Consider the following 23,380-nt stretch of genomic DNA (forward strand, 5'->3'; position numbering starts at 1 on the left):
GCGCCTTTGTTTTCAGCTTGGCGAATTCCGCGATGATACAGATCAGTGCCCTGCCCGCGTTCACCGATAACTACATCTGGTTGTTACAGGATCACTCGACCCAGCGCTGCGCGGTGGTCGACCCGGGTGACGCCGCGCCGGTCCAGGCCTGGCTCGACGCGCATCCCGGCTGGGTGCTGGGCGACATCCTGGTCACCCATCATCACCACGATCACGTCGGTGGCGTCCAGGCACTGAAAACGGCGACAGGCGCCACCGTCCATGGCCCGGCCGGGGAAAACATCCCGGCGCGGGACACTGCCCTCGAAGACCACGACAAAATCAATGTGCTGGGCTGGGACTTCGAGGTCTTCGCCGTGCCCGGCCACACCCTGGGGCATATCGCCTACTACCACCATGGCCTGCTCTTCTGTGGCGACACCTTGTTCGCCGCCGGCTGCGGCCGCCTGTTCGAAGGCACCCCGGCGCAGATGCATCAATCCCTCAGCCGCCTCGCCGCGTTGCCGGAAGACACCCTGGTCTACTGCACCCACGAATACACCCTCGCCAACCTGAAATTCGCCGCGGCCGTCGAGCCGGGCAACCCGGACATCGCCGCGCGCCTGGCCAAGGTCAGCCAGCAACGCAGCGACGGCATCATCACCCTGCCCTCGACCCTGGCCCTGGAAAAACGCACCAACCCGTTCCTGCGCACCGCTGAAACATCCGTTAAACAAAAAGCAGACGAACGGAGCGGCCAGCGAAACCAGACGCCGAGTGAGGTTTTTGCGGCCTTGAGGGCTTGGAAAGATACGTTCTAAGGCCGCTGAGGTTTGATACAAAAATTCTGAATGGTTGACCTGTTGGGGTGCGCTTTCTAGAATCGCCCGACATTTTCGCCCGGAACTTACTTCCAGCCAATGTCGTCATCCATACGTAGGTCCGTCCAGTCAGACACGTTGACCCGCTTGGCCCAGGCCATCGCGGTGGCCGTGTCCGCCACGCTGGCGGGCTGCCAGAGCTCGGGCCAGGTGCCGCAAACCGACGCGGCCCATACGCCGAACCTCGCTGCCCGGGCGAAGCAGAAGCCGTTGTGGCTCAGCGAAAAGCCCAGCCCCCAGGTGCCCCAGGACATCTGGGAACGCATGCGCCAGGGCTTCCAGTTGCAGGAAACGGCCGGCGTCAATCCCCGTATCGAGCAGCAGCGCCTGTGGTTCGCCAGCAACCCGTCATTCCTCGAAGGTGCCGGTGAACGCGGCAGCCTCTACATCCATTACATCGTCGAGCGCCTCGAAGAACGTAACATGCCGCTGGAGCTGGCCCTGCTGCCAGTGATCGAAAGCGCCTACAACCCCATGGCCTACTCCCGGGCCAACGCGGTGGGGCTGTGGCAATTCATCCCGTCCACCGGGCGTTACTTCAACCTGCGCCAGACCCGTTTCTATGACGGGCGTCGCGACATCACCGCCTCCACCACGGCCGCCATGGACTACCTGACGCGCCTGCACGACATGTTCAACGGCGACTGGCTGCTGGCCCTGGCGGCCTACAACGCCGGCGAAGGGACGGTCAGCCGCGCCATCGAGCGCAACGAGAAGCTCGGCCTGCCCACCGACTACTGGAACCTGCCGCTGCCCGCCGAGACCCAGGCCTATGTGCCCAAGCTGCTGGCGTTGTCCCAGGTGGTGCTCGCCCCCGATGCCTATGGCGTGAACCTCAACCCGATCGCCAACGAACCTTACTTCCAGGTCGTCGAGATCAACCAGCGCATGGATCTGTCCAAGGTCGCGGCGGTGGCCAATATCGACGAGGACGAGCTGTTCCAGCTCAACCCGGCGTTCAAGCAACGCACCACGATCGACGGCCCGCAGCACTTGCTCGTGCCCACGTCCAAGGCCCAGTTGCTGACCGCCAGCCTGTCGACCATGCGCCCGGAAGAGTTGATCAGCCCGCGCTCGCTCAAGCCGGTCTTCGAAACCGCCGATGACGGCGAAGTCGAGGGGGCCCGGCGCAGCTACCGCGTCAAGCGCGGCGACAACCTGGCCCAGATCGCCAAGGCCAACAATGTCCAGACCAAGGACCTGCAACGCTGGAACAAGCTGAGCGGCAACAAGCTCAAGGTCGGCCAGACCCTGGTGATGCAGGACACCAAGGCGCCCAAGGCCAGTGGCAAGCGCATCAACACCGTGGTGGCCGCCAACAGCAAGGACCAGAAGAAGCAGACCCAGTACAAGGTCAAGCAAGGTGACTCGCTGTACGTGGTGGCCAAGCGTTTCAACGTCGAGATGCAACACCTCAAGCGCTGGAACCCGCGGATGGGCAACGCGCTCAAGCCAGGGCAGATGCTGACGGTCTATTCCCCGCATTGACACCGGGGTTCCTGTAGCGAGGGGCTTGTTGTGGCGAGGGGATTTATCCCCGCTGGGCTGCAAAGCAGCCCCCAGGAGCTATCTGATACAGCGAGTCATCAGGTTTTAGGGCCGCTTCGCGCCCCAACGGGGATAAATCCCCTCGCCACGACAGCCTTCTGCCCTGCGACTATCACCGCCTGCACAAGCCCGCCGCCTTTTTCCTGCCCATACAAGCTGTTACTGTACAGGCCATAAAGCCAAAGCCGCCTGGATCGGATCTCAGACTTGATACGTCCCCTCCTCTTGCTCCTGATCAGCCTGGCCTTGAGCCCTTGCGCCAGCGCCACCATCAGCGAAAGCCATGGCTATGCGCAGTTCGGCACGCTCAAGTACCCGGCCAGATTCACCCACTTCGACTGGGTCAACCCGCAAGCGCCCAAGGGCGGTATCTTGCGGGTCATGGCATTCGGCACCTTCGATACCCTCAACCCATACACCTTCAAGGGCAGCAGCCCGGTGTCCACGCCTAACTTCCTGCAGTACGGCATCAACGAGCTGAACGAGCCGTTGATGGTCGGCACCGGCCAGTACGCGCCATCCGGCGATGAGCCGACGTCCAGCTACGGCCTGATCGCCCAGTCGGTGGAGTACAGCGAAGACCGCAGTTGGGTGGTGTTCAACCTGCGCCCCGAAGCGCGGTTCCATGATGGCGTGCCGATCACTGCCTACGACGTGGCCTTCTCCTACCGGACCCTGCTCAAGGACGGTCACCCGCAATACCGCACCAACCTGCAGGAAGTGCTGCGGGTCGATATCCTCAACCCGCTGAAGATCCGCTTCGTCTTCAAGCGCTCTGGCAATCCCCTGCTGATCCTGCGCCTGGGGGAATTGCCGGTGTTGCCCCAGCATTATTGGAAAGGCCGCGATTTCAAGGCCACGACCTTCGAGCCGCCCCTGGGCAGCGGGCCGTACCGCATCACCAAGGTGCAACCCGGTCGCCAACTGGTGTTCGAGCGGGTCAAGGATTACTGGGGCAAGGACCTGCCGGTCAATCGCGGCAAGTACAACGTCGACCGCATGGACGTGGAGTTCTACCGCGACAGCGACGTGGCGTTCGAGGCGTTCAAGGCCGGCGAATTCGACATCTATATCGAGCATCAGGCCAAGAACTGGGCCAACGGCTACGAATTCCCGGCGGTCGAGCGTGGCGAAGTGATCAAGGCGCAGATCCCCCACCAGATCCCGACCCAGACCCAGGGCCTGTTCATGAACACCCGGCGCGCCACGTTCGCGCAGGTCAAGGTGCGTGAAGCCCTGGGGCTGATGTTCGATTTCGAGTGGACCAACCGCACGCTGTTCAGCAGTGCCTACAAGCGCACCCTCAGCTATTACCCCAACAGCGAATTCTCCGCCAGCGGCCTGCCCGTGGGCCATGAGTGGCTGCTGCTCAAGCCCTACCGCGACCAGTTGCCGCCGCGCCTGTTCACCGAACCTTTCAGCCTGCCCCAGACCGACGGGCGCGGTATTCCCCGGGAGACCCTGCGCAAGGCGCTGGGGTTGCTGAAAGAAGCCGGCTGGACCCTCAACGGCCAGCGGTTGCTGGACGCCGACAGCCGCCCGCTGAGTTTCGAGATCCTGCTGGTGAACCCGAACCTGGAGCGCATCCTGCAACCTTACGTCGAGAACCTCGCCAGCATCGGCATCCAGGCCCGGCTGCGCACCGTCGACCGCGCCCAGTACAAGCAGCGCCTCGACCAGTTCGATTTCGACATGATCCTGCTGACCCTCAACCAGACCCTGAGCCCGGGCCTGGAGCAATGGCAGTACTTCCACTCCAGCCAGGTCGGGGTCAAGGGCAGCAAGAACTACGCCGGCATCGCCGACCCGGTGGTCGACCATTTGCTGGAAAGGCTGCTGGCCGCCCAGACCCGGGATGAACAAGTGGCGGCCGGCAAGGCCCTGGACCGCGTACTGCTCTGGCAGCACTACTGCATTCCCAACTGGTACCTGAACTATCATCGCCTGGCGTACCGCAACCGGTTCGCCTTCGTCACCACGCCGCCCTACACCCTGGGCCTGAGCGCCTGGTGGCTGAAATCTTCGGAGAAAGATCAATGAAGCCTTTCCGTGCCCTGCTCCTGCACACCGGCGGCCTGCTGTTCGCCGGTCTGGCCTGGGCCGCGCCGCAGCACGCCCTGACGTTGTACAACGAACCGCCGAAATACCCGGCCGACTTCAAGCACTTCGACTACGTCAACCCCGACGCCCCCAAGGGCGGCATGTTCCGCCAGGGCGGCTTCGGTGGTTTCGACAGCCTCAACCCCTTCATCAGCAAGGGCATGCCGGCCGATGACATCGGCCTGATCTACGACACCCTGGCCAAGCAGGGCCTGGACGAGCCCTTCACCGAATACGGCCTGGTCGCCGAGAAAATCGAGCGAGCCCCGGACAATGCCTGGGTCCGCTTCTACCTGCGCCCCGAGGCCCGGTTCAACGACGGCCATCCGGTGCGCGCCGAAGACGTGGTGTTCAGCTTCCAGACCCTGACCAAGGACGGCGCGCCGATGTTTCGCGGCTACTACAACGACGTCGCCGAAGTCATCGCCGAAGACCCGCTCAAGGTCCTGTTCAAGTTCAAGCACACCAATAACCGCGAATTGCCGCTGATCCTCGGCCAACTGCCGGTCTTGCCGAAACACTGGTGGGCCGATCGCGACTTCAACAAGGGCAACCTGGAAATCCCCCTCGGCAGCGGCCCCTACAAGGTCACCGAAGTGAAGGCCGGGCGCTCGATCCGCTATGAACGGGTGAAGGATTACTGGGGCAAGGACCTGGCGGTCAACCGCGGTTTCTACAACTTCGACGTATTGACCACCGACTACTACCGCGACAACACCGTGGCGGTGGAGGCCCTGAAGGCCGGGCAGTTCGACTTCTGGCTGGAGATGACCGCCAAGAACTGGGCCAACGCCTACAACATCCCGGCCGTCACCGAGGGCCGCCTGATCAAGGAACAGATCCCCAACGGCAACCCCACCGGCATGCAGGGCTTCGTCTACAACCTGCGCCGGCCGGTCTTCCAGGACGTGCGGGTGCGCAAGGCCTTGAGCCTGCTGCTGGATTTCGAATGGACCAACAAGCAACTGTTCAACGGCGCCTACGCCCGTACCCGCAGTTATTTCGAGAACTCGGAAATGGCCGCCACCGGCCTGCCCGGTGAAGACGAGCTGAAAATCCTCGAACCCCTGCGCGGCCAGATTCCCGAGCAGGTCTTCACCGAAGCCTTCCAGCCTTCGATGTGCGACGGCAGCGGCATGATCCGCGACCAGCAGCGCAAGGCCTACCAACTGTTGCAGGAAGCCGGCTGGCGCATCGTCGACGACAAGATGGTCGATGCCCAGGGCAAACCGGTGGTGCTGGAGTTCCTGCTGGCCCAGACCGAATTCGAACGGGTGCTGCTGCCGTTCAAGCGCAACTTGAGCGACCTGGGCATCGACCTGGTGATCCGCCGGGTGGACGTGTCCCAATACATCAACCGCGTGCGCTCCCGGGATTTCGACCTGGTGGTGGGCAGCTTCCCGCAATCGAGCTCACCGGGTAACGAACAGCGTGAATTCTGGATGTCGGCCGCCGCCGACAAGCCCGGCAGCCGCAACACCATGGGCTTGAAGGACCCGGCGGTCGACCAGTTGGTGGAACAATTGATCAACGCCGATTCGCGCAAGAGCCTGGTGGCTCACGCCCGGGCGCTGGACCGGGTGCTGCAATGGGGTTACTACGTGATCCCCAACTGGCACATCAAGACCTGGCGCGTGGCCTACTGGAACCACATCGGCCACCCGGCGGTGACCCCGACCTATGACATCGGCACCACCACCTGGTGGGTCAAGCCGGATACCAAGCCTGCCCTGGAAGTCGAAAAACAAGTGATGGAACAACAGACCAACGCTGCTCCTGTGAGCGTGGAGTAACCCGATGCTGGCTTATACATTCAGACGGTTGCTGCTGATCATCCCGACCCTGTTCGGCATCCTCTTGATCAACTTCGTCATCATCCAGGCCGCGCCCGGCGGCCCGGTCGAGCAGATGATCGCCAAGCTCGAAGGGTTCGAAGGCGCCACCAGCCGCATCGCCGGCGGCGGCGCCGAGGTGTCGGTGGCCGGCTCCACCTACCGCGGCGCCCAGGGCCTGGACCCGAGCCTGGTCAAGGAAATCGAGCGGATGTACGGCTTCGACAAGTCGGCTCCCGAGCGCCTGTGGATCATGATCAAGAACTACGCCCACCTGGACTTCGGCGACAGCTTCTTCCGCGACGCCAAGGTCATCGACCTGATCAAGGAAAAGATGCCGGTGTCCATCTCCCTCGGGTTGTGGAGCACGCTGATCATGTACCTGGTGTCGATCCCGCTGGGGATCGCCAAGGCCACGCGGCACGGCAGCCATTTCGACGTCTGGACCAGCTCGGCGATCATCGTCGGCTACGCGATCCCCTCGTTCCTGTTCGCCATCCTGCTGATCGTGGTCTTTGCCGGTGGCAGCTATTTCGACTGGTTCCCGTTGCGCGGGCTGACTTCGAACAACTTCGATGAACTGACCCTGGGTGGCAAGATCCTCGACTACTTCTGGCACCTGGCCCTGCCGGTGACCGCCCTGGTGATCGGCAACTTCGCCACCATGACCCTGCTGACCAAGAACAGTTTCCTCGACGAAATCAACAAGCAATACGTCGTCACCGCCAAGGCCAAGGGCCTGACGCGCCGCCGGGTGCTCTACGGCCATGTGTTCCGCAACGCCATGCTGCTGGTGATCGCCGGTTTTCCTTCGGCGTTCATCGGGATCTTCTTCACCGGCTCCCTGCTGGTGGAAGTGATCTTTTCCCTCGACGGCCTCGGGCTGATGAGCTTCGAGGCGGCCATCAACCGCGACTACCCGGTGGTCTTCGGCACTCTATTCATCTTTACCCTACTGGGGCTGGTGGTGAAACTGATCGGCGACCTGACCTATTCCTTTGTCGATCCGCGCATCGACTTCGAAAGCCGGGAGCATTGAGATGAACCTCTCCCCGCTCAATCGCCGCCGTTTCGAACTGTTCAAGGCCAACAAGCGTGGCTGGTGGTCGCTGTGGCTGTTCCTGGCGCTGTTCATACTCAGCCTGGGCGCCGAGCTGATCGCCAACGACAAGCCGCTGGTGGTGCATTACGACGGCGGCTGGTATTTCCCGGCCCTCAAGCGCTACCCGGAAACCACCTTCGGCGGCGAATTCCCGCTGGAAGCCAACTACAAGAGCCCGTACATCCGCGAACTGCTGGCCGCCAAGGACGCATGGGTGCTGTGGGCACCGATTCCGTTCAGCTACCAGAGCATCAACTACGACCTGAAGGTCCCGGCCCCGGCGCCGCCTTCCGCCATGAACTGGCTGGGCACCGACGACCAGGGCCGCGATGTACTGGCGCGGGTCATCTACGGCTTCCGCATCTCGGTGCTGTTCGCCCTGACCCTGACCGTGCTCAGTTCGATCATCGGCGTGATCGCCGGCGCCCTGCAGGGCTTCTACGGCGGCTGGGTCGACCTGGCCGGCCAGCGCTTCCTGGAGATCTGGTCCGGCCTGCCGGTGCTGTACCTGCTGATCATCCTGGCCAGTTTCGTCCAGCCGAACTTCTGGTGGTTGCTGGGGATCATGCTGCTGTTTTCCTGGATGAGCCTGGTGGACGTGGTCCGCGCCGAGTTCCTGCGCGGGCGCAACCTGGAATACGTGCGCGCCGCGCGGGCGCTGGGCATGCAGAACGGCGCGATCATGTTCCGCCACATCCTGCCCAACGCCATGGTCTCGACCATGACGTTCATGCCGTTCATCCTCACCGGCGCCATCGGCACCCTCACGGCCCTGGACTTCCTCGGCTTCGGCTTGCCGGCGGGTTCGCCGTCCCTGGGCGAACTGGTGGCCCAGGGCAAATCCAACCTCCAGGCCCCGTGGCTGGGGATCAGCGCGTTCGCCGTGCTGGCGCTGATGCTGAGCCTGCTGGTGTTCATCGGCGAGTCCGCGCGCGATGCCTTCGATCCGAGGAAATGACATGACTGACAACCTGATCGAAGTCCGCGACCTGGCGGTGGAATTCATAGTCGGCGAACATCGCCAACGCGTGGTCGAGGGCGTCAGCTTCGACATCCGCCGCGGTGAAACCCTGGCCCTGGTGGGTGAAAGCGGCTCGGGCAAGTCGGTGACGGCCCACTCGATCCTGCGCTTGCTGCCCTACCCGCTGGCCCACCACCCCACCGGGAGCATCCAGTACGCCGGCCAGGATTTACTGGGCTTGAAGGAAAAGACCATCCGGCATATCCGCGGCAATCGGATCGCGATGATCTTCCAAGAGCCGATGACCTCCCTCAATCCGCTGCACTGCATTGAAAAGCAGATCAACGAAGTGCTCGGCATCCACAAGGGCTTGAGTGGCAAGGTCGCGACCCGGCGCACCCTGGAGTTGCTGGAGCTGGTCGGCATCCCCGAGCCGCACAAGCGCCTCAAGGCCCTGCCCCATGAATTGTCCGGCGGCCAGCGCCAACGGGTGATGATCGCCATGGCCCTGGCCAACGAGCCGGAACTGCTGATCGCCGACGAGCCGACCACGGCCCTGGACGTCACCGTCCAGCTTAAAATCCTCGATCTGCTCAAGGATCTGCAGGCACGATTGGGCATGTCGCTGCTGCTGATCAGCCACGATTTGAACCTGGTGCGAAGAATTGCGCATCGCGTATGTGTCATGCAGCGCGGTTGCATCGTCGAACAGGCATCGTGCGAAGAATTGTTCCGCGCGCCGCAGCATCCGTACACTCGGGAACTGCTTGGGGCGGAACCCAGCGGCACCCCGGCGGACAATGTCGTTGGCCCGCCGCTGTTGCAGGTCGAGGACCTGAAAGTCTGGTTCCCGATCAAGAAGGGCCTGTTCAAGCGCACGGTGGACTACATCAAGGCCGTGGACGGTATCCGCTTCAGCCTGCCCCAGGGCCAGACCCTGGGCATCGTCGGCGAGAGCGGTTCGGGCAAGTCCACCCTGGGGCTGGCGATCTTGCGATTGATCGGCAGCCAGGGCGGGATCCGGTTCGAAGGCAAACAGTTGGACAGCCTGACGCAGCAGCAAGTAAGGCCGCTGCGCCGGGAGATGCAAGTGGTGTTCCAGGACCCGTTTGGCAGCCTGAGCCCACGGATGTGTGTCAGCCAGATCGTTGGCGAAGGCCTGCGGATCCACCGGATCGGCACCGAAGCCGAGCGGGAACAAGCGATCATCGCGGCATTGAAGGAGGTAGGCCTGGACCCGGACACCCGGCACCGCTACCCCCATGAATTTTCCGGAGGGCAACGGCAGCGTATCGCCATTGCCCGGGCCCTGGTGCTCAAGCCGGCGTTGATCCTGCTGGATGAACCCACGTCGGCCCTGGACCGTACCGTGCAACGCCAGGTGGTGGAGCTGTTGCGGTCGCTGCAAACCAAGTACAACCTGACGTACCTGTTTATCAGCCATGACCTGGCTGTCGTCAAAGCGCTGAGCCACCAGTTGATGGTGGTCAAGCATGGCCAAGTGGTCGAACAAGGTGATGCCCGCAGCATATTCGCCGCGCCGCAACACCCCTATACACAGCAGTTGCTGGAGGCCGCCTTCCTGGCCCCAACGACTGCCGAATAACCTGAAAGAGGAGCAACACATGGGTTTTCTCGCCGGTAAGCGCGTACTGATCGTCGGTGTCGCCAGCAAGCTGTCCATCGCATCCGGCATCGCCGCCGCCATGCATCGCGAGGGCGCTGAGCTTGCCTTCACTTATCAGAACGACAAACTCAAGGGTCGTGTCGAAGAGTTCGCGCAAGGCTGGGGTTCGAGCCCTGAGCTGTGCTTCCCGTGCGACGTGGCCAGCGATGAAGAAATCGCCAAGGTCTTCGAAGCGCTGAGCAAGAAGTGGGACGGCCTGGACTGCATCGTGCACTCCGTCGGCTTCGCCCCGGGCGACCAACTGGACGGCGACTTCACCGAAGCCACCACCCGCGAAGGCTTCCGCATCGCCCACGACATCAGCGCCTACAGCTTCGTCGCCCTGGCCAAGGCCGGTCGCGAAATGATGAAGGGCCGCAACGGCAGCCTGCTGACCCTGTCGTACCTGGGCGCCGAGCGCACCATGCCGAACTACAACGTCATGGGCATGGCCAAGGCCTCCCTGGAAGCCGGCGTGCGCTACCTGGCCGGCTCCCTGGGCCCGGACGGCACCCGTGTCAACTGCGTATCGGCCGGTCCTATCCGCACCCTCGCCGCTTCCGGCATCAAGAACTTCCGCAAGATGCTGGCCGCCAACGAAGCGCAGACCCCGCTGCGTCGCAACGTCACCATCGAAGAAGTCGGCAACGCCGGCGCCTTCCTGTGCTCGGACCTGGCGTCGGGCATCAGCGGTGAAATCATGTACGTAGACGGCGGCTTCAACACCACCGCCATGGGCAACCTCGAAGAGTAATCTTCACCGCCCGAGAAAACGCCGCGGCGCCTGTAAAGGCCCCGCGGCGTTTTTCATTGCCGAGCGTTATCCTGGGCGGGATGCACCGGCGCCTTCGCGAGCAGGCTCGCTCCCACAGGTTCCAGTGGTGATCCCGGATTCAACGTACGTTGAAAACCCCTGTGGGAGCGAGCCTGCTCGCGAAGGCGCCCGGTCAGACTACCCCTTATCCCCCGGCTACCGCCGTTGCGCCTGTTTCTCGGCGTACATCGCGGCATCCGCATCGGCCATCAGGTCCTCGATGGCGCGGTGGCGCTGTGGGTCGTATTCGATCTGGCCGACGCTGAAGCGAATGTCATAGCCTCGCCGCAGCATCGCATTGCGCTCACCGAGGATTTCCTTGAGTCGCGCCATGATCGCCGTGGTCTCGACATGGGACGCGCCGGTGAGCAAGGCCACGAACTCGTCGCCGCCCAGGCGGCCGATCACGTCACTTTCGCGAAAGGCGATACGCAGCACATCGGCAAAGGTCTTCAGCGCGGCGTCGCCCTCGGCGTGGCCGTACCGGTCATTGATGGGCTTGAAGTCGTTGAGGTCGAAGAACAGCAGCGTCGCCGGTCGTGACAGGCGCTCGCAGACGCCCAGGGCATGCTGGGCCAGCGTCATGAAACCGCGCCGATTGGACAGCAGCGTCAGTTCGTCCATGCTCGCCATCTGCACCGCGATCATTTCCTGCTCGGCCATGCTCGCCAGGTCGCGCAGCAGTTCGCGCTCTTCTTCGTCGAGCGTGCGCGGGCGGGTGTCGATCAGGCACAACGTCCCCAGCTTGCTGCCATCCTCCAGCCCCAGCGGTTGCCCGGCGTAGAAGCGAACGCCGGGCGGGCCCGCGACCAGGGGATTGTCGCGAAACCGCTCATCCAGCTCCGTATCGCTGACCTCCATGATCTGGTCCTGCAGGATCGCGTGGCCACAGAAGGACACCGACCGCGGCGTTTCGCTGGCATCCATGCCCGCGTTGGACTTGAACCACTGCCGGTCGGCATCCACCAGCGACACCAGCGCGATGGGCACGTCGAACAGGCGCCGGGCAAGCCGGGTCAGGCGATCGAAGCGCTCCTCGGGCGGCGTGTCGAGCAGCTTGAGTGACCGCAGGTTCTTCACACGAACCGCTTCATTGTCAGGTTTGCCTGGCTCGAGCATCGGGGACTCCATCGACGGAACTTCTCGAAGTCTAGCCCAGACCGAAGCCGGACGGGGCGCGAATCGGCTGTGCATCGACCCCCAGCGCTTATACACTGCGAGCCAGGTTCTAGCAGAGTACAGCAACCGATGAAGCCCCCTATCCCCGACGCCGCCCCCCGCTTCTGGCGCGATCCGGCCCTGCCATTCATCGAGGCCCGGGCCATCGCCGACGGGCGCAAGGTCTGCTACTCGCGCCACGCCCACGATCACTTCTCCATCGGTGCGATCACCGCCGGCCGCAGCACCTACATTCACGAGCACGCCAACTTCCAGGTGGCAAGCGGCACGGTGGTGTTGATGAACCCCGGCGCCGTCCACGCCTGTAACCCGATCGACGACCAACCCTGGTCATACCTCATGTTATACGTGGACAGCCAATGGCTGAGGGACCTGCAACGGCGTATCGGCTTTGACCAGGGCCTGGAGTTCCAGGGCTTCGCCACCACCCACAGCCGCGATGTCGAGCTGTTCACGGCATTGCAGGGGTTGTACGGGCAACTGGTGGATGAGCGGCTCGACACCCGCCACAAACACGCCGCCGCCGAGGCCTTCTTCACCGACCTGCAGCAGCGGCTCAACCCGGCCGGTCGCCCGGACCGGGGCAGCCATCCGGGGTTGATGCGGGCGGCGCAGTTCATCCATGACCACTGCACCGAAGCCCTGAAGCTCGAAGACATCTGCGCCGCCGCGCAACTCTCGCCGTCCTACCTGAGCCGGGCCTTCAAGCGCCATTACGGCATGACGCCCCACGCGTTTCTGGTCAATCGACGGATCCAGTTCGCCCGCCGCCAGTTGCGCGAAGGCCGGTTGATCGCCGATGTCGCGCTGGACTGCGGGTTCGCCGACCAGGCGCACTTCCAGCGAGCCTTCAAACAGCACTTGGCGGCCACGCCCGGGCAGTATCGCGGCTGAAACAGGGGGATCAACGAAACCCTGTGGCGAGGGGATTTATCCCCGCTGGGGCGCGGCGCGGCCCTCAAACTAGGCAACGCGTTTTGCCAGCGAGAATAGGGTTGGTTTTGAAAGGGGCCGCTGCGCAGCCCAGCGGGGATAAATCCCCTCGCCACAGGTGTGCGTTGCTTTCAGGAGAACAACAGGTACACCGCACTGGCCACCAGCAGTCCCGCCATCATCCGATTGAAAAGACGCAAGATCGCCGGATTACTTAGCCAGGTGCGCAGGAAACTCCCGGCATAGGCCCAGCACGCCACCGAGACGTAGCAGATCACCAGGTAGATCGCCGCGAATTGCCAGACCAGCCGTGCCTCGCCGTCCGCCACGAATGCGCCCATCCCTGCCACGCACGCCAGCCAGGCCTTGGGGTTGAGCCATTGCATCAGCGCGCCGTAGAACATCGATGGCGCCCGGCCCGCGTCTTCGCCGCCCAGGTCGCCGTTGTCCATCGCCAGCTTCCAGGCCATGAACAACAGGAACCCGACGCCGCCCCATTGCACCACCCGGGTCAGCGCAGGCCAGCGCTGCAACACTTCGTGCAAGCCCAGCCCCATCAGGACCAGCAGCAAGACGAACCCGAGGGTCGCGCCAGCCACGTGCCGCAAGGTGGCGCGAAACCCGTAGCGGGCCCCGGAGCCGAGGGCGACGATGTTGACCGGGCCCGGGGTAATGGACGCCACCAGGGCAAAGGCCGCCATGGATAGGATCAGACTCATTGCATACCTTCTTCATGTCTGTGAGTGATGGCCAGGGTAAAGGGCGAGCCGATGACGGTATTGAACAAAACTGCCCATTCAGGCGCAGAGGGAAATTCACTGTCGATTTTCCGGTGGAGTCGTTGCGGACGCGGCTCTATGCTCAACCCATGAACCTACAAGACACGCTGCTCCCGCCCCACGCCGAAATGGTCCGAGCCATGCTCGAACGCGACACCGCCTACGAAGGGGTGTTCTTCACTGCGGTCAAGACCACCGGCATTTTCTGTCGCCCCAGTTGCACGGCGCGCAAGCCGAAGCCGGAAAACGTGGAGTTCTTCGCCCACGCCGACGAAGCCCTGTCCGCTGGCTACCGCGCCTGCTTGCGATGCAAGCCGCTGGATGCCGCCGCCATCGCCCCGGACTGGATCCAGGCCCTGCTCAAGGCCGTGGACGCCGAGCCCGAGCTACGATGGACCGATGCCCTGCTGCTGGAGCAAGGCATCGAGCCGCTGAAGCTGCGACGCTGGTTCAAGCAGCATTTCGGCATGACGTTCCACGCGTACCTGCGCACCCGCCGGCTGGGCATCGCCCTGGGCGGAATCAAGGCCGGCGCGTCCATCGACCACGCGGCCTTCGATTCCGGCTACGAGTCCCTGAGCGGCTTTCGCGATGCCTTCGTGAAGTCCTTCCACATCACGCCGGGACGCGCCGCCCTCAGCGAACCCTTGCTGTTCACCCGCCTGACCACGCCGCTGGGGCCGATGCTGGCCATGGCCGAGCGACGCGGCCTGGTGCTGCTGGAGTTCCTCGATCGCCCGGCCCTGACCAAGGAACTGGAAGAGCTGCAGCAACGCTACGGCTACACCCTCGCGCCGGGACACAATGGGCATTTGCAACAGATCGAAAGTGAACTGGCGGACTACTTCGCCGGCAAGCTCACGGCGTTCAGCGTGCCGTTGCACATGCCCGGCAGTGCGTTCGCCGTGCGGGTCTGGGCGCAGCTGCAAAAGATCCCTTATGGCGAAACCCGCAGCTACGGCAGCATCGCCTCGCTGCTCGGCAACCCTGGGGCCAGCCGCGCCGTGGGCCTGGCCAACGGGCAGAACCGCCTGGCCATCGTCGTTCCTTGTCATCGGGTGGTCGGTGCGGACGGCGCGTTGACCGGCTATGGTGGTGGGCAGCCGCGCAAGGCCTTCCTGCTGCGGCTGGAGCATGCCGCGCGCCAGGTGTCATTGCCCCTGGCGTTTTGATCGTCCCTACAAGAGCCAAAGATGCCCGTTCCCTACCATGACGCCAGTGTTTTCCTGGCCCAGCTCGATGAAGACTGGCGACGGCATGTCGAAGCCACCGGCCCCTGCCTGTTGCAGCCCAGGCCGACCCGGGATCCTTATCAGGCCCTGGTGCGGGCGATTGCCTACCAGCAATTGCACGCCAAGGCCGGCGATGCGATTCACGGGCGGTTGCTGGCGCTGTTCCCGGGCCAGGCCTTCCCGACGCCCGAGCAGCTCCTGGCGACCGACGTGGCGCAGATGCGCAGCTGCGGCTTTTCCGCCAGCAAGATCACCACCATCCACGGTATTGCCCAGGCGACCCTGGACGGCCTGGTGCCGGACTACGCCACCGCGCTGGCCATGGACGATGAAACCTTGATCGAACGCTTGGTCACCTTGCGCGGCGTGGGCCGCTGGACCGTGGAGATGCTGCTGATCTACAGCCTGGAGCGACCCGACATCCTCCCCGTGGATGACTTCGGCGTGCGCGAAGGTTACCGGCGGCTGAAGGGCCTGGCCCAACAACCCAGCCGCCGGCAGATGCTGGACATGGGCCAGGCCTGGAGCCCTCACAGGACGGTGGCGGCGTGGTATTTGTGGCGGGTGCCTGGCCGCTAGACCGTGTCATCGTTCATCGCGAGCAGGCTCGCTCCCACAGGGGATGTGTGAGCTTCCCTAATCCAATGCGGAAGCGAGCCTGCTCGCGATAGCGTCCGCCCATCAGACACAAATTCAGCTGCCCGGAAACAGCAACCGTCTAGGCTGTCATGAACATTCCAATCCCACTGGAGGTTTCCATGCAGCTCAAAGGATCCTGCCACTGCGGCGCCGTGTCGTTCAGCCTGGCCTGTCCCCACCCCTACCCTTATCAGCGCTGCTACTGCTCGATCTGCCGCAAGACCCAGGGCGGTGGCGGCTTTGCGATCAACCTGGGCGGCGATGCCCGGACCTTGAAAGTGACAGGGCGCAAGCACATCTCGGTCTACCACGCGCGGCTCAAGGAGGACGGTGACCAGCGAGCCCATCGCAGCAGCGCCGAACGGCATTTCTGCTCCCTCTGCGGTTCGGCGCTGTGGCTGTTCAGCCCAGAATGGCCGGACCTGATCCACCCTTTCGCCTCGGCCATCGACACCCCGCTGCCGGTACCGCCGGAGCACACCCACCTGATGCTGGGGTCCAAGGCGCCCTGGGTGGAAGTCGAGGCGCATCCAAAGGACCAGCAATTCGAGGTCTATCCCAAGGAGTCCCTGGCCCAGTGGCATGAGCGTTTGGGCCTGGTTCGCTGAGGCGCTTTTCGCGAGCAGGCTCGCGAAAGCCTCACACCCAACACCGCCCGGCTACGGCAGGACCGGCACCCCACTGTGAAACCGGAATTCCACATCCGGTGATTCGATCAACGCCTGCTCGGTTTCGCGCACCTTGTCGATCACCTGGGCAATGTCCTTGGCGTCGCCGTACTGGTAGGCCAGCTTCAGGTAGCCCTGGAAATGCCGGGCCTCGCTTTTGAGCAGGCCGAAATAGAATTTGCCCAATTCTTCGTCCAGGTGGGGCACCAGCGCCTCGAAACGCTCGCAACTGCGTGCTTCGATGAAGGCGCCCACCACCAGGGTGTCCACCAGCTTGACCGGCTCATGACTGCGCACCACCTTGCGCAACCCCGAGGCGTAGCGCCCGGCGGACAACTGGCGCAGGCCGATCTTGCGCTTCTTCATCAGCCGCATGACCTGTTCGTGGTGCACCAGTTCTTCCCGGGCCAGGCGCGACATCAGGTTGATCAGGTCGACGTGGGAATGGTACTTGGCGATCAGGCTCAGGGCGGTGCTGGCGGCCTTGAACTCGCAGTTCTTGTGGTCGATCAGCAGGGTTTCCTGGTCGGCCAATGCCGCCTGGACCCAGCCATCGGGGGTGCGACAGCCAAGGAACTCGTGGATTTCGGGAAGGATCATGGGGCTCACGGGCAAAGGTAATCGAGCGAAGGGCGCCGATTATACCGGCCTGCCCCGAGACCACCAGCCACGCGCGTTGATATGCATCAAGTCGACGGTTGGGCCACACCAACTATAGTTGAGCAACGCCATGCCTTTTCATTGCAGGAGACGCCGATCATGCAAGCCATTCGCAGCATCCTGGTGGTCATCGAACCCGAACACGCGGAAAGCCTGGCGCTCAAGCGCGCCAAGTTGATCGCCGGCGTGACCCAGGCCCACCTGCATCTGTTGGTCTGCGACAAGAAGCACGACCATGCCGGCCTGCTCAGCGTGCTGAAGGCCGGGCTGGCGGCGGACGGCTACAGCGTGACCACCGAACAGGCCTGGAACGAAAGCCTGCATGAAACCATCATCGACGTGCAGCAGGCTGAAGGCTGCGGCCTGGTGATCAAGCAGCATTTCCCCGACAGTCCGCTGAAGAAAGCCCTGCTGACCCCGGCGGACTGGAAACTGCTGCGCCACTGCCCGACCCCGGTGCTGCTGGTGAAAACCGCCGGCTCCTGGAAAGACAGGGTGATCCTCGCCGCCATCGACGTGGGCAATGCCGACGGCGAACACCGCCACCTGCACACCACCCTCATCGACCATGGCTACGACATCGCCGGCCTGGCCAAGGGGCACTTGCACGTCATCAGCGCCCACCCTTCGCCAATGCTCTCGGCGGCCGACCCGACGTTCCAGCTCAAGGAGACCATCGAGGCGCGTTATCGCGAACAATGCCGGGCGTTCCAGGCCGAGTTCGACATCGACGACCAGCACCTGCACATCGAGGAAGGCCCGGCGGACGTGTTGATCCCGTTCATGGCCCACAAGCTCCAGGCGGCGGTCACCGTGATCGGCACCGTGGCCCGCTCCGGCTTGTCCGGCGCCTTGATCGGCAACACCGCCGAAGCCGTGCTCGATACGCTGGAAAGCGACGTGCTGGTGCTCAAGCCCCAGGAGGTCGAGGATCACCTGGTGGAGTTGGCGGTGAAGGAATAACGGACGCTGGCGATAAAGCGCGCCCCTGGAGAGAACGGCCCTTGTGGCGAGGGGATTTATCCCCGCTGGGGCGCGCAGCGGCCCTGAAACCAGGCACCACGGTGTACCGACAAGAATAGGATGGCTCTGGAAAGGGGGCTGCTTCGCAGCCCAACGGGGATAAATCCCCTCGCCACAGATAAATCCCCTCGCCACAGATACAACCCCTCGCCACGGATAACCCCGCCATAAGGTCGGTTCAGCTGCTTCTGGTGGAGCGTTCAGTGGCCAAACGCATCCTTCAGGAACCCCGGCGCGATGTAGCGCTGGTAATGGGCTTCGGACAGGAGGAAAAATTCCCGATCGATGGCGTCCCGCAGGTCCGGCAGTTCCCAGTCGCGGAATTCCGGCAGCAGCGCCATGCCGTAGGCCTCCAGGTTGTTGATGACCCGCGCGCCCCGCGCGATCAACTGATAGGCCCAGCAATACTCCGACTGGTGCGCCACGAAGCGGATCTTGCGGTCTTCGAGCTGGCGGCGCAGCAGGCCGGGGTCGAACACCTCCAGCTTGGCCACCATCACCTGCACCAGCAGTTGCTCCAGGCGCATCCACACCGCCCGCTTCTGGTCCTCGTCGTAGCCGTTCCAGTGGATCACTTCATGGTGGAACCGCTTGCAGCCCCGGCACACCAGGTCACCGTAGACAGTGGAGCAAAGGCCGACGCAAGGGGTCTTGATGAGCTGGTTGGGCATAAGGAAAAGCACACGCGAAAGCAGGACAGGCGGGCATGTTAGCCCTTTGTCTAAGATTGATCACCCCTCAAACTTCCCGGCCGAACTTACCTTTAATTTTTTTTTGCCGTAGAATCAGCCAGCCTTTTAAGGCGCCAATGTCCGTTAGAAGCTGTTTTCAAAGCGTCACGAGCACAGTCGTTCCTTCAGAGCGGTGTTGGCGAAGGGTCTTTCCAGCGGGGAAAGCCCAACGCCAACCCTCATCAGCTCCCCGTTCTGCAGGCGTAAAACTTTGAAAGCAGCTTCTGTGAGAAACCCCGGAAACCCTGGCAGGGTGGCCCAAAAAGCCCCTCGCGCGCATGAGTACCGTGGGTTTCTGGATGAGCGTCCCGGACACCCATTTGGGACCACTGATGAGGGTAATAACTGTGCTTGAAGCCTACCGCAAACATATCGAAGAGCGCGCCGCACTGGGTATCGTTCCCCAGCCGCTTAACGCCGAACAAACCGCAGGCCTGATCGAGCTGCTGAAGAATCCTCCGGCGGGCGAAGAAGCTTTCCTCGTTGACCTGATCACCAATCGCGTTCCACCTGGAGTCGACGAAGCCGCCTACGTCAAGGCCGGTTTCCTCTCCGCACTGGCCAAGGGCCAGGCCCAGTCCCCGCTGCTGGACAAGAAGCGTGCCGTCGAGCTGCTCGGCACCATGCAGGGTGGCTACAACATCGTGACCCTGGTCGAGCTGCTGGACGACGCCGAACTGGCGCCAGTGGCCGCCGAAGAACTCAAGCACACCCTGCTGATGTTCGATGCCTTCCACGACGTGGCTGAAAAAGCCAAGAACGGCAACGTCCACGCCAAGGCCGTGCTGCAATCCTGGGCCGAAGGCGAGTGGTTCAAGAAGCGCCCGGTACTGGCCGACAAGATCAGCCTGCGGGTCTTCAAGGTTCCCGGCGAAACCAACACCGACGACCTGTCCCCTGCCCCGGACGCCTGGTCGCGTCCTGATATCCCGCTGCACGCCCTGGCCATGCTGAAAATGGCCCGTGACGGCATCGTCCCGGACGAGCAAGGCAAGACCGGCCCGATGAAGCAGATCGAAGAAATGCGCGGCCAGGGCTTCCCGATCGCCTACGTCGGCGACGTGGTCGGTACCGGTTCCTCGCGTAAATCGGCAACCAACTCGGTGCTGTGGTTCTTCGGCGACGACATCCCGTACGTGCCGAACAAGCGTGCCGGTGGCTTCTGCTTCGGCAGCAAGATCGCCCCGATCTTCTACAACACCATGGAAGACGCCGGCGCCCTGCCGATCGAATTCGACGTGTCGAACATGAACATGGGCGACGTGATCGACCTGTACCCGCATGCGGGCAAGGTCTGCAAGCACGGTACCGACGAAGTCATCACCACGTTCGAAATGAAGACCCCGGTCCTGCTCGACGAAGTCCGTGCCGGCGGCCGTATCCCGCTGATCATCGGCCGTGGCCTGACCGAGAAGGCTCGTGCCGAACTGGGCCTGCCTCCGTTCGACCTGTTCAAGAAGCCTGAAGCACCGGCCGAAAGCACCAAGGGCTTCACCCTGGCGCAGAAGATGGTCGGCAAGGCGTGCGGCGTAGCCGGTGTGCGTCCTGGCACCTACTGCGAACCGAAGATGACCACCGTGGGTTCCCAGGACACCACAGGTCCAATGACCCGTGACGAACTGAAGGACCTGGCGTGCCTGGGCTTCTCCGCCGACCTGGTGATGCAGTCCTTCTGCCACACCGCGGCCTATCCAAAGCCGATCGACGTCACCACCCACCACACCCTGCCTGACTTCATCATGACCCGCGGCGGCGTTTCCCTGCGTCCGGGCGACGGCATCATCCACTCGTGGCTGAACCGCATGCTGCTGCCGGACACCGTCGGTACCGGTGGTGACTCCCACACCCGTTTCCCGATGGGCATCTCGTTCCCGGCCGGTTCCGGCCTGGTCGCGTTCGCCGCGGCTACCGGCGTCATGCCGCTGGACATGCCGGAATCGATCCTGGTGCGTTTCAAGGGCAAGATGAAACCTGGCATCACCCTGCGTGACCTGGTTCATGCCATTCCGTACTTCGCCATCCAGCAAGGCCTGCTGACCGTCGAGAAGAAAGGCAAGAAAAACGCCTTCTCCGGCCGCATCCTGGAAATCGAAGGCCTGGAAAACTTGACCCTGGAACAGGCTTTCGAACTGTCCGACGCCTCGGCCGAACGTTCGGCTGCCGGTTGCACCATCAAGCTGTCGAAAGAGTCGATCACCGAGTACCTGCAATCCAACATCACCCTGCTGCGCTGGATGATCGGCGAAGGCTACGGCGATGCCCGGACCCTGGAGCGTCGTGCCCAGGCGATGGAAGCCTGGATCGCCAACCCTGAGCTGATGGAAGCCGATGCCGACGCCGAATACGCCGAAGTCATCGAAATCGACCTGGCCGACATCAGCGAGCCCGTGCTCTGCGCGCCGAACGACCCGGACGACGCCCGCCTGCTCTCCAGCGTCGCTGGCGAGAAGATCGACGAGGTGTTCATCGGTTCGTGCATGACCAACATTGGTCACTTCCGCGCCGCCGGCAAGCTGCTGGACCAGGTCAAGGGCCAGCTGCCAACCCGCCTGTGGCTGTCGCCGCCGACCAAGATGGACGCTCACCAGCTGACCGAGGAAGGCTACTACGGCATCTACGGCAAGGCCGGTGCACGGATGGAAATGCCAGGCTGCTCGCTGTGCATGGGTAACCAGGCACGCGTAGAGCCGAACTCCACCGTGGTATCGACCTCGACCCGTAACTTCCCGAACCGCCTGGGCGACGGCGCGAACGTCTACCTGGCATCGGCCGAACTGGCGTCCGTAGCTTCGATCCTGGGTCGCCTGCCGACCGTCGAGGAATACATGGAATACGCTGGCAAGATCGACAGCATGGCAGCGGACGTGTACCGCTACCTGAGCTTCGACCAGATCGCCGAGTTCCGTGAAGCGGCTGCAAACGCCAACATCCCGGTCGTCCAAGCCTAAGGCTTAGACGCTCGACTGAAAACGCCGCCCTTCTTGCGAGGGGCGGCGTTTTTTTTATGCCGGTATTTTTGATGCAAGCTGTCATGCCGCCATCGCGAGCAAGCTCGCTCCCACAGGGAATTGTGGGTGTTCACGGCATCTGCACAACGACACAAAACCCTGTGGGAGCGAGCTTGCTCGCGATGAGGCCGGCACATCCAACATCACTGCAAGCTGACCCACCGCTTTCGCCAGCAAGCCCGCTCCCGCAGGGGATTGTGGGTGTTCACGGCATCTGCACAACGACACAAAACCCTGTGGGAGCGGGCTTGCTCGCGATGAGGCCGGCACATCCAACATCACTGCAAGCTGACCCACCGCTTTCGCCAGCAAGCCCGCTCCCACAAGGGGGCGGGCGTTTCAGGCCATCAAGGAGTAAACCAGCGCGGTAATCGCCACCAGCCCCACCAACACCACGAAAACATTGGACGTCTGGCCGCGATAGCGGGCCATGGCCGGGACCTTGCGAATGGCGTACATCGGCATCAGGAACAGGATGGCCGCGATCACCGGGCCGCCCAGGGTTTCGATCATGCCCAGGATGCTCGGGTTGAGGGTGGCGACGACCCAGCACACCACCAGCATGAATGCGGCCGTGAGGCGATCGAGGGTCTTGGCGGCGGGACGGCGGCCGCTCTTGACGATCAGGCCCTTGAGCCCTTCGCTCGCGCCGATGTAGTGCCCGAGGAACGACTTGGAGATGGCCACGAACGCAATCAACGGCGCCGCAAAGGCGATGGTCGGGTTGCTGAAATGGTTGGCCAGGTACGACAGGATCGACAGGTTCTGCGCCTTGGCCTCGGCCAGTTGTGCCGGGGACAGGGTCAGCACGCAGCTGAACACGAAGAACAGCACCATCACCACCATCAACACATGGGCGCGAGACAGGATCTGCGCACTGCGCGCCTCGGCGTTAGCGCCGTGGCGACGCTTCTGGTCCACCGCGAACGCCGAGATGATCGGCGAATGGTTGAACGAGAACACCATCACCGGGATCGCCAGCCACAGGGTATGCAGCAGCGCCGAAGGTTCAGGCAGCGTGGACGCGGTGGTCAGGATGCCACCGTTCCAGTGCGGGATCAGGAACACCGCCAGGAACAGCAACGCGACGATGAACGGATAGACCATCAGGCTCATGGCCTTGACGATCGCCTGCTCGCCGCAACGCACCACCGCCAGCAGGCCGAGGATCAACACCAGGGACAGCACCGCCCGGGGCGGCGGCTGGATGTGCAGCTGGTGTTCCAGGAAGCTGCCCACGGTGTTGGTCAGCGCCACGCTGTAGATCAGCAGGATCGGGAAGATCGCGAAGAAGTACAGCAGCGTGATCAACGCACCGGCCTTGAGGCCGAAGTGCTCTTCCACGACGTCGGTGATGTCGGCGCCATCACGGCCGGACAGCACGAAACGGGTCAGGCCCCGGTGGGCGTAGAACGTCATGGGGAACGCCAGCAACGCCAGGATCAGCAGCGGCCAGAAACCGCCCAGGCCGGCGTTGATCGGTAGGAACAGCGTCCCCGCACCGATGGCGGTGCCGAATAGCCCGAGCATCCAGGTGGTGTCCTGGCGACTCCATTGGCCGAGGGTGGCTGGGGCTGTCGTTTCAAAGCGCTCGTCGACGCTATTGGCCTGATCATTCATCCGGTCGGATCTCCGCGTTCCGGTC

The 23,380-nt window shown here is 63.3% G+C and carries 19 protein-coding genes; 14 read left to right on the plus strand and 5 right to left on the minus strand.

Going from position 1 to position 23,380, the window contains the following annotated elements:
- Positions 1–32: 32 nt before the first annotated feature.
- From gloB to fabI, 8 genes are all read left to right on the plus strand, one after another.
- Positions 33–800: a hydroxyacylglutathione hydrolase gene (gloB, locus tag Q6A48_RS19110; RefSeq protein WP_304555782.1), complete on the plus strand. Its 768-nt coding sequence runs from the start codon at positions 33–35 to the stop codon at positions 798–800.
- Between the two features lie 99 nt (positions 801–899).
- Entirely contained in the window at positions 900–2,348 is a 1,449-nt protein-coding gene (locus Q6A48_RS19115; protein WP_304555783.1) for a transglycosylase SLT domain-containing protein, read from the plus strand.
- Positions 2,349–2,618: 270 nt separating this feature from the next.
- On the plus strand, positions 2,619–4,448 hold the full coding sequence (locus Q6A48_RS19120; protein WP_304555820.1) for an extracellular solute-binding protein: 1,830 nt from the start codon (positions 2,619–2,621) through the stop codon (positions 4,446–4,448).
- Positions 4,445–6,301 (plus strand): extracellular solute-binding protein, encoded by a 1,857-nt coding sequence (locus Q6A48_RS19125; protein WP_304555784.1) that lies wholly within the window; start codon positions 4,445–4,447, stop codon positions 6,299–6,301. The genes Q6A48_RS19120 and Q6A48_RS19125 overlap by 4 nt, the downstream gene beginning before the upstream one ends.
- A gap of 4 nt (positions 6,302–6,305) precedes the next feature.
- A complete protein-coding gene (locus Q6A48_RS19130; protein WP_304555785.1) occupies positions 6,306–7,379 on the plus strand; it encodes a microcin C ABC transporter permease YejB in 1,074 nt (357 codons plus the stop codon).
- A 1-nt stretch (position 7,380) separates the two neighbouring features.
- Positions 7,381–8,400 carry an ABC transporter permease gene (locus Q6A48_RS19135; RefSeq protein WP_304555787.1) on the plus strand — a complete coding sequence of 340 codons (1,020 nt, stop codon included), beginning with the start codon at positions 7,381–7,383 and terminating at the stop codon, positions 8,398–8,400.
- Position 8,401: 1 nt separating this feature from the next.
- Entirely contained in the window at positions 8,402–10,009 is a 1,608-nt protein-coding gene (locus Q6A48_RS19140) for an ABC transporter ATP-binding protein (protein WP_304555789.1), read from the plus strand.
- Positions 10,010–10,028: 19 nt separating this feature from the next.
- Positions 10,029–10,823, plus strand: coding sequence for an enoyl-ACP reductase FabI (gene fabI / locus Q6A48_RS19145; RefSeq protein WP_025213267.1), 795 nt, complete (start codon positions 10,029–10,031; stop codon positions 10,821–10,823).
- A 216-nt stretch (positions 10,824–11,039) separates the two neighbouring features.
- On the opposite strand, the gene Q6A48_RS19150 is transcribed toward fabI, so the two are convergent.
- The gene (locus Q6A48_RS19150) at positions 11,040–12,002 is read right to left on the minus strand and encodes a GGDEF domain-containing protein (protein ID WP_304555791.1); all 963 of its coding nucleotides are present in this window, start codon (positions 12,000–12,002) and stop codon (positions 11,040–11,042) included.
- A gap of 129 nt (positions 12,003–12,131) precedes the next feature.
- Here Q6A48_RS19150 and Q6A48_RS19155 point away from each other — a divergent pair, with 129 nt between their 5' ends.
- Positions 12,132–12,956, plus strand: a complete 825-nt coding sequence (locus Q6A48_RS19155; RefSeq protein WP_304555792.1) for a helix-turn-helix transcriptional regulator — start codon at positions 12,132–12,134, stop codon at positions 12,954–12,956.
- Positions 12,957–13,126: 170 nt separating this feature from the next.
- Here the strand turns inward: Q6A48_RS19155 and Q6A48_RS19160 are convergent, their stop codons facing one another.
- The gene (locus Q6A48_RS19160; RefSeq protein WP_304555793.1) at positions 13,127–13,714 is read right to left on the minus strand and encodes a LysE family translocator; all 588 of its coding nucleotides are present in this window, start codon (positions 13,712–13,714) and stop codon (positions 13,127–13,129) included.
- A 149-nt stretch (positions 13,715–13,863) separates the two neighbouring features.
- On the opposite strand from Q6A48_RS19160, the gene Q6A48_RS19165 reads away from it, so the two are divergent.
- The 3 genes from Q6A48_RS19165 (at position 13,864) to Q6A48_RS19175 (ending at position 16,253) form a co-directional block, all read left to right on the plus strand.
- Positions 13,864–14,946 (plus strand): bifunctional transcriptional activator/DNA repair enzyme AdaA, encoded by a 1,083-nt coding sequence (locus Q6A48_RS19165; RefSeq protein WP_304555794.1) that lies wholly within the window; start codon positions 13,864–13,866, stop codon positions 14,944–14,946.
- A gap of 21 nt (positions 14,947–14,967) precedes the next feature.
- A complete protein-coding gene (locus tag Q6A48_RS19170) occupies positions 14,968–15,585 on the plus strand; it encodes a DNA-3-methyladenine glycosylase family protein (RefSeq protein ID WP_304555795.1) in 618 nt (205 codons plus the stop codon).
- A gap of 179 nt (positions 15,586–15,764) precedes the next feature.
- Positions 15,765–16,253, plus strand: a complete 489-nt coding sequence (locus Q6A48_RS19175; RefSeq protein WP_304555796.1) for a GFA family protein — start codon at positions 15,765–15,767, stop codon at positions 16,251–16,253.
- Between the two features lie 51 nt (positions 16,254–16,304).
- On the opposite strand, the gene Q6A48_RS19180 is transcribed toward Q6A48_RS19175, so the two are convergent.
- A complete protein-coding gene (locus Q6A48_RS19180) occupies positions 16,305–16,913 on the minus strand; it encodes a MiaE family protein (protein ID WP_304555797.1) in 609 nt (202 codons plus the stop codon).
- Between the two features lie 159 nt (positions 16,914–17,072).
- Here Q6A48_RS19180 and uspL point away from each other — a divergent pair, with 159 nt between their 5' ends.
- A complete protein-coding gene (gene uspL, locus Q6A48_RS19185; RefSeq protein WP_304555798.1) occupies positions 17,073–17,936 on the plus strand; it encodes a universal stress protein UspL in 864 nt (287 codons plus the stop codon).
- A gap of 260 nt (positions 17,937–18,196) precedes the next feature.
- On the opposite strand, the gene Q6A48_RS19190 is transcribed toward uspL, so the two are convergent.
- Positions 18,197–18,667 (minus strand): DUF1289 domain-containing protein, encoded by a 471-nt coding sequence (locus tag Q6A48_RS19190; RefSeq protein WP_304555800.1) that lies wholly within the window; start codon positions 18,665–18,667, stop codon positions 18,197–18,199.
- A 407-nt stretch (positions 18,668–19,074) separates the two neighbouring features.
- Here Q6A48_RS19190 and acnB point away from each other — a divergent pair, with 407 nt between their 5' ends.
- Positions 19,075–21,675: a bifunctional aconitate hydratase 2/2-methylisocitrate dehydratase gene (gene acnB / locus Q6A48_RS19195; RefSeq protein WP_304555821.1), complete on the plus strand. Its 2,601-nt coding sequence runs from the start codon at positions 19,075–19,077 to the stop codon at positions 21,673–21,675.
- Between the two features lie 399 nt (positions 21,676–22,074).
- On the opposite strand, the gene Q6A48_RS19200 is transcribed toward acnB, so the two are convergent.
- The gene (locus Q6A48_RS19200; RefSeq protein ID WP_304555801.1) at positions 22,075–23,355 is read right to left on the minus strand and encodes a serine/threonine transporter; all 1,281 of its coding nucleotides are present in this window, start codon (positions 23,353–23,355) and stop codon (positions 22,075–22,077) included.
- Between the last annotated feature and the right edge of the window lie 25 nt (positions 23,356–23,380).

Source organism: Pseudomonas citrullilanati, assembly GCF_030580855.1.
GTDB lineage: Bacteria > Pseudomonadota > Gammaproteobacteria > Pseudomonadales > Pseudomonadaceae > Aquipseudomonas > Aquipseudomonas citrulli.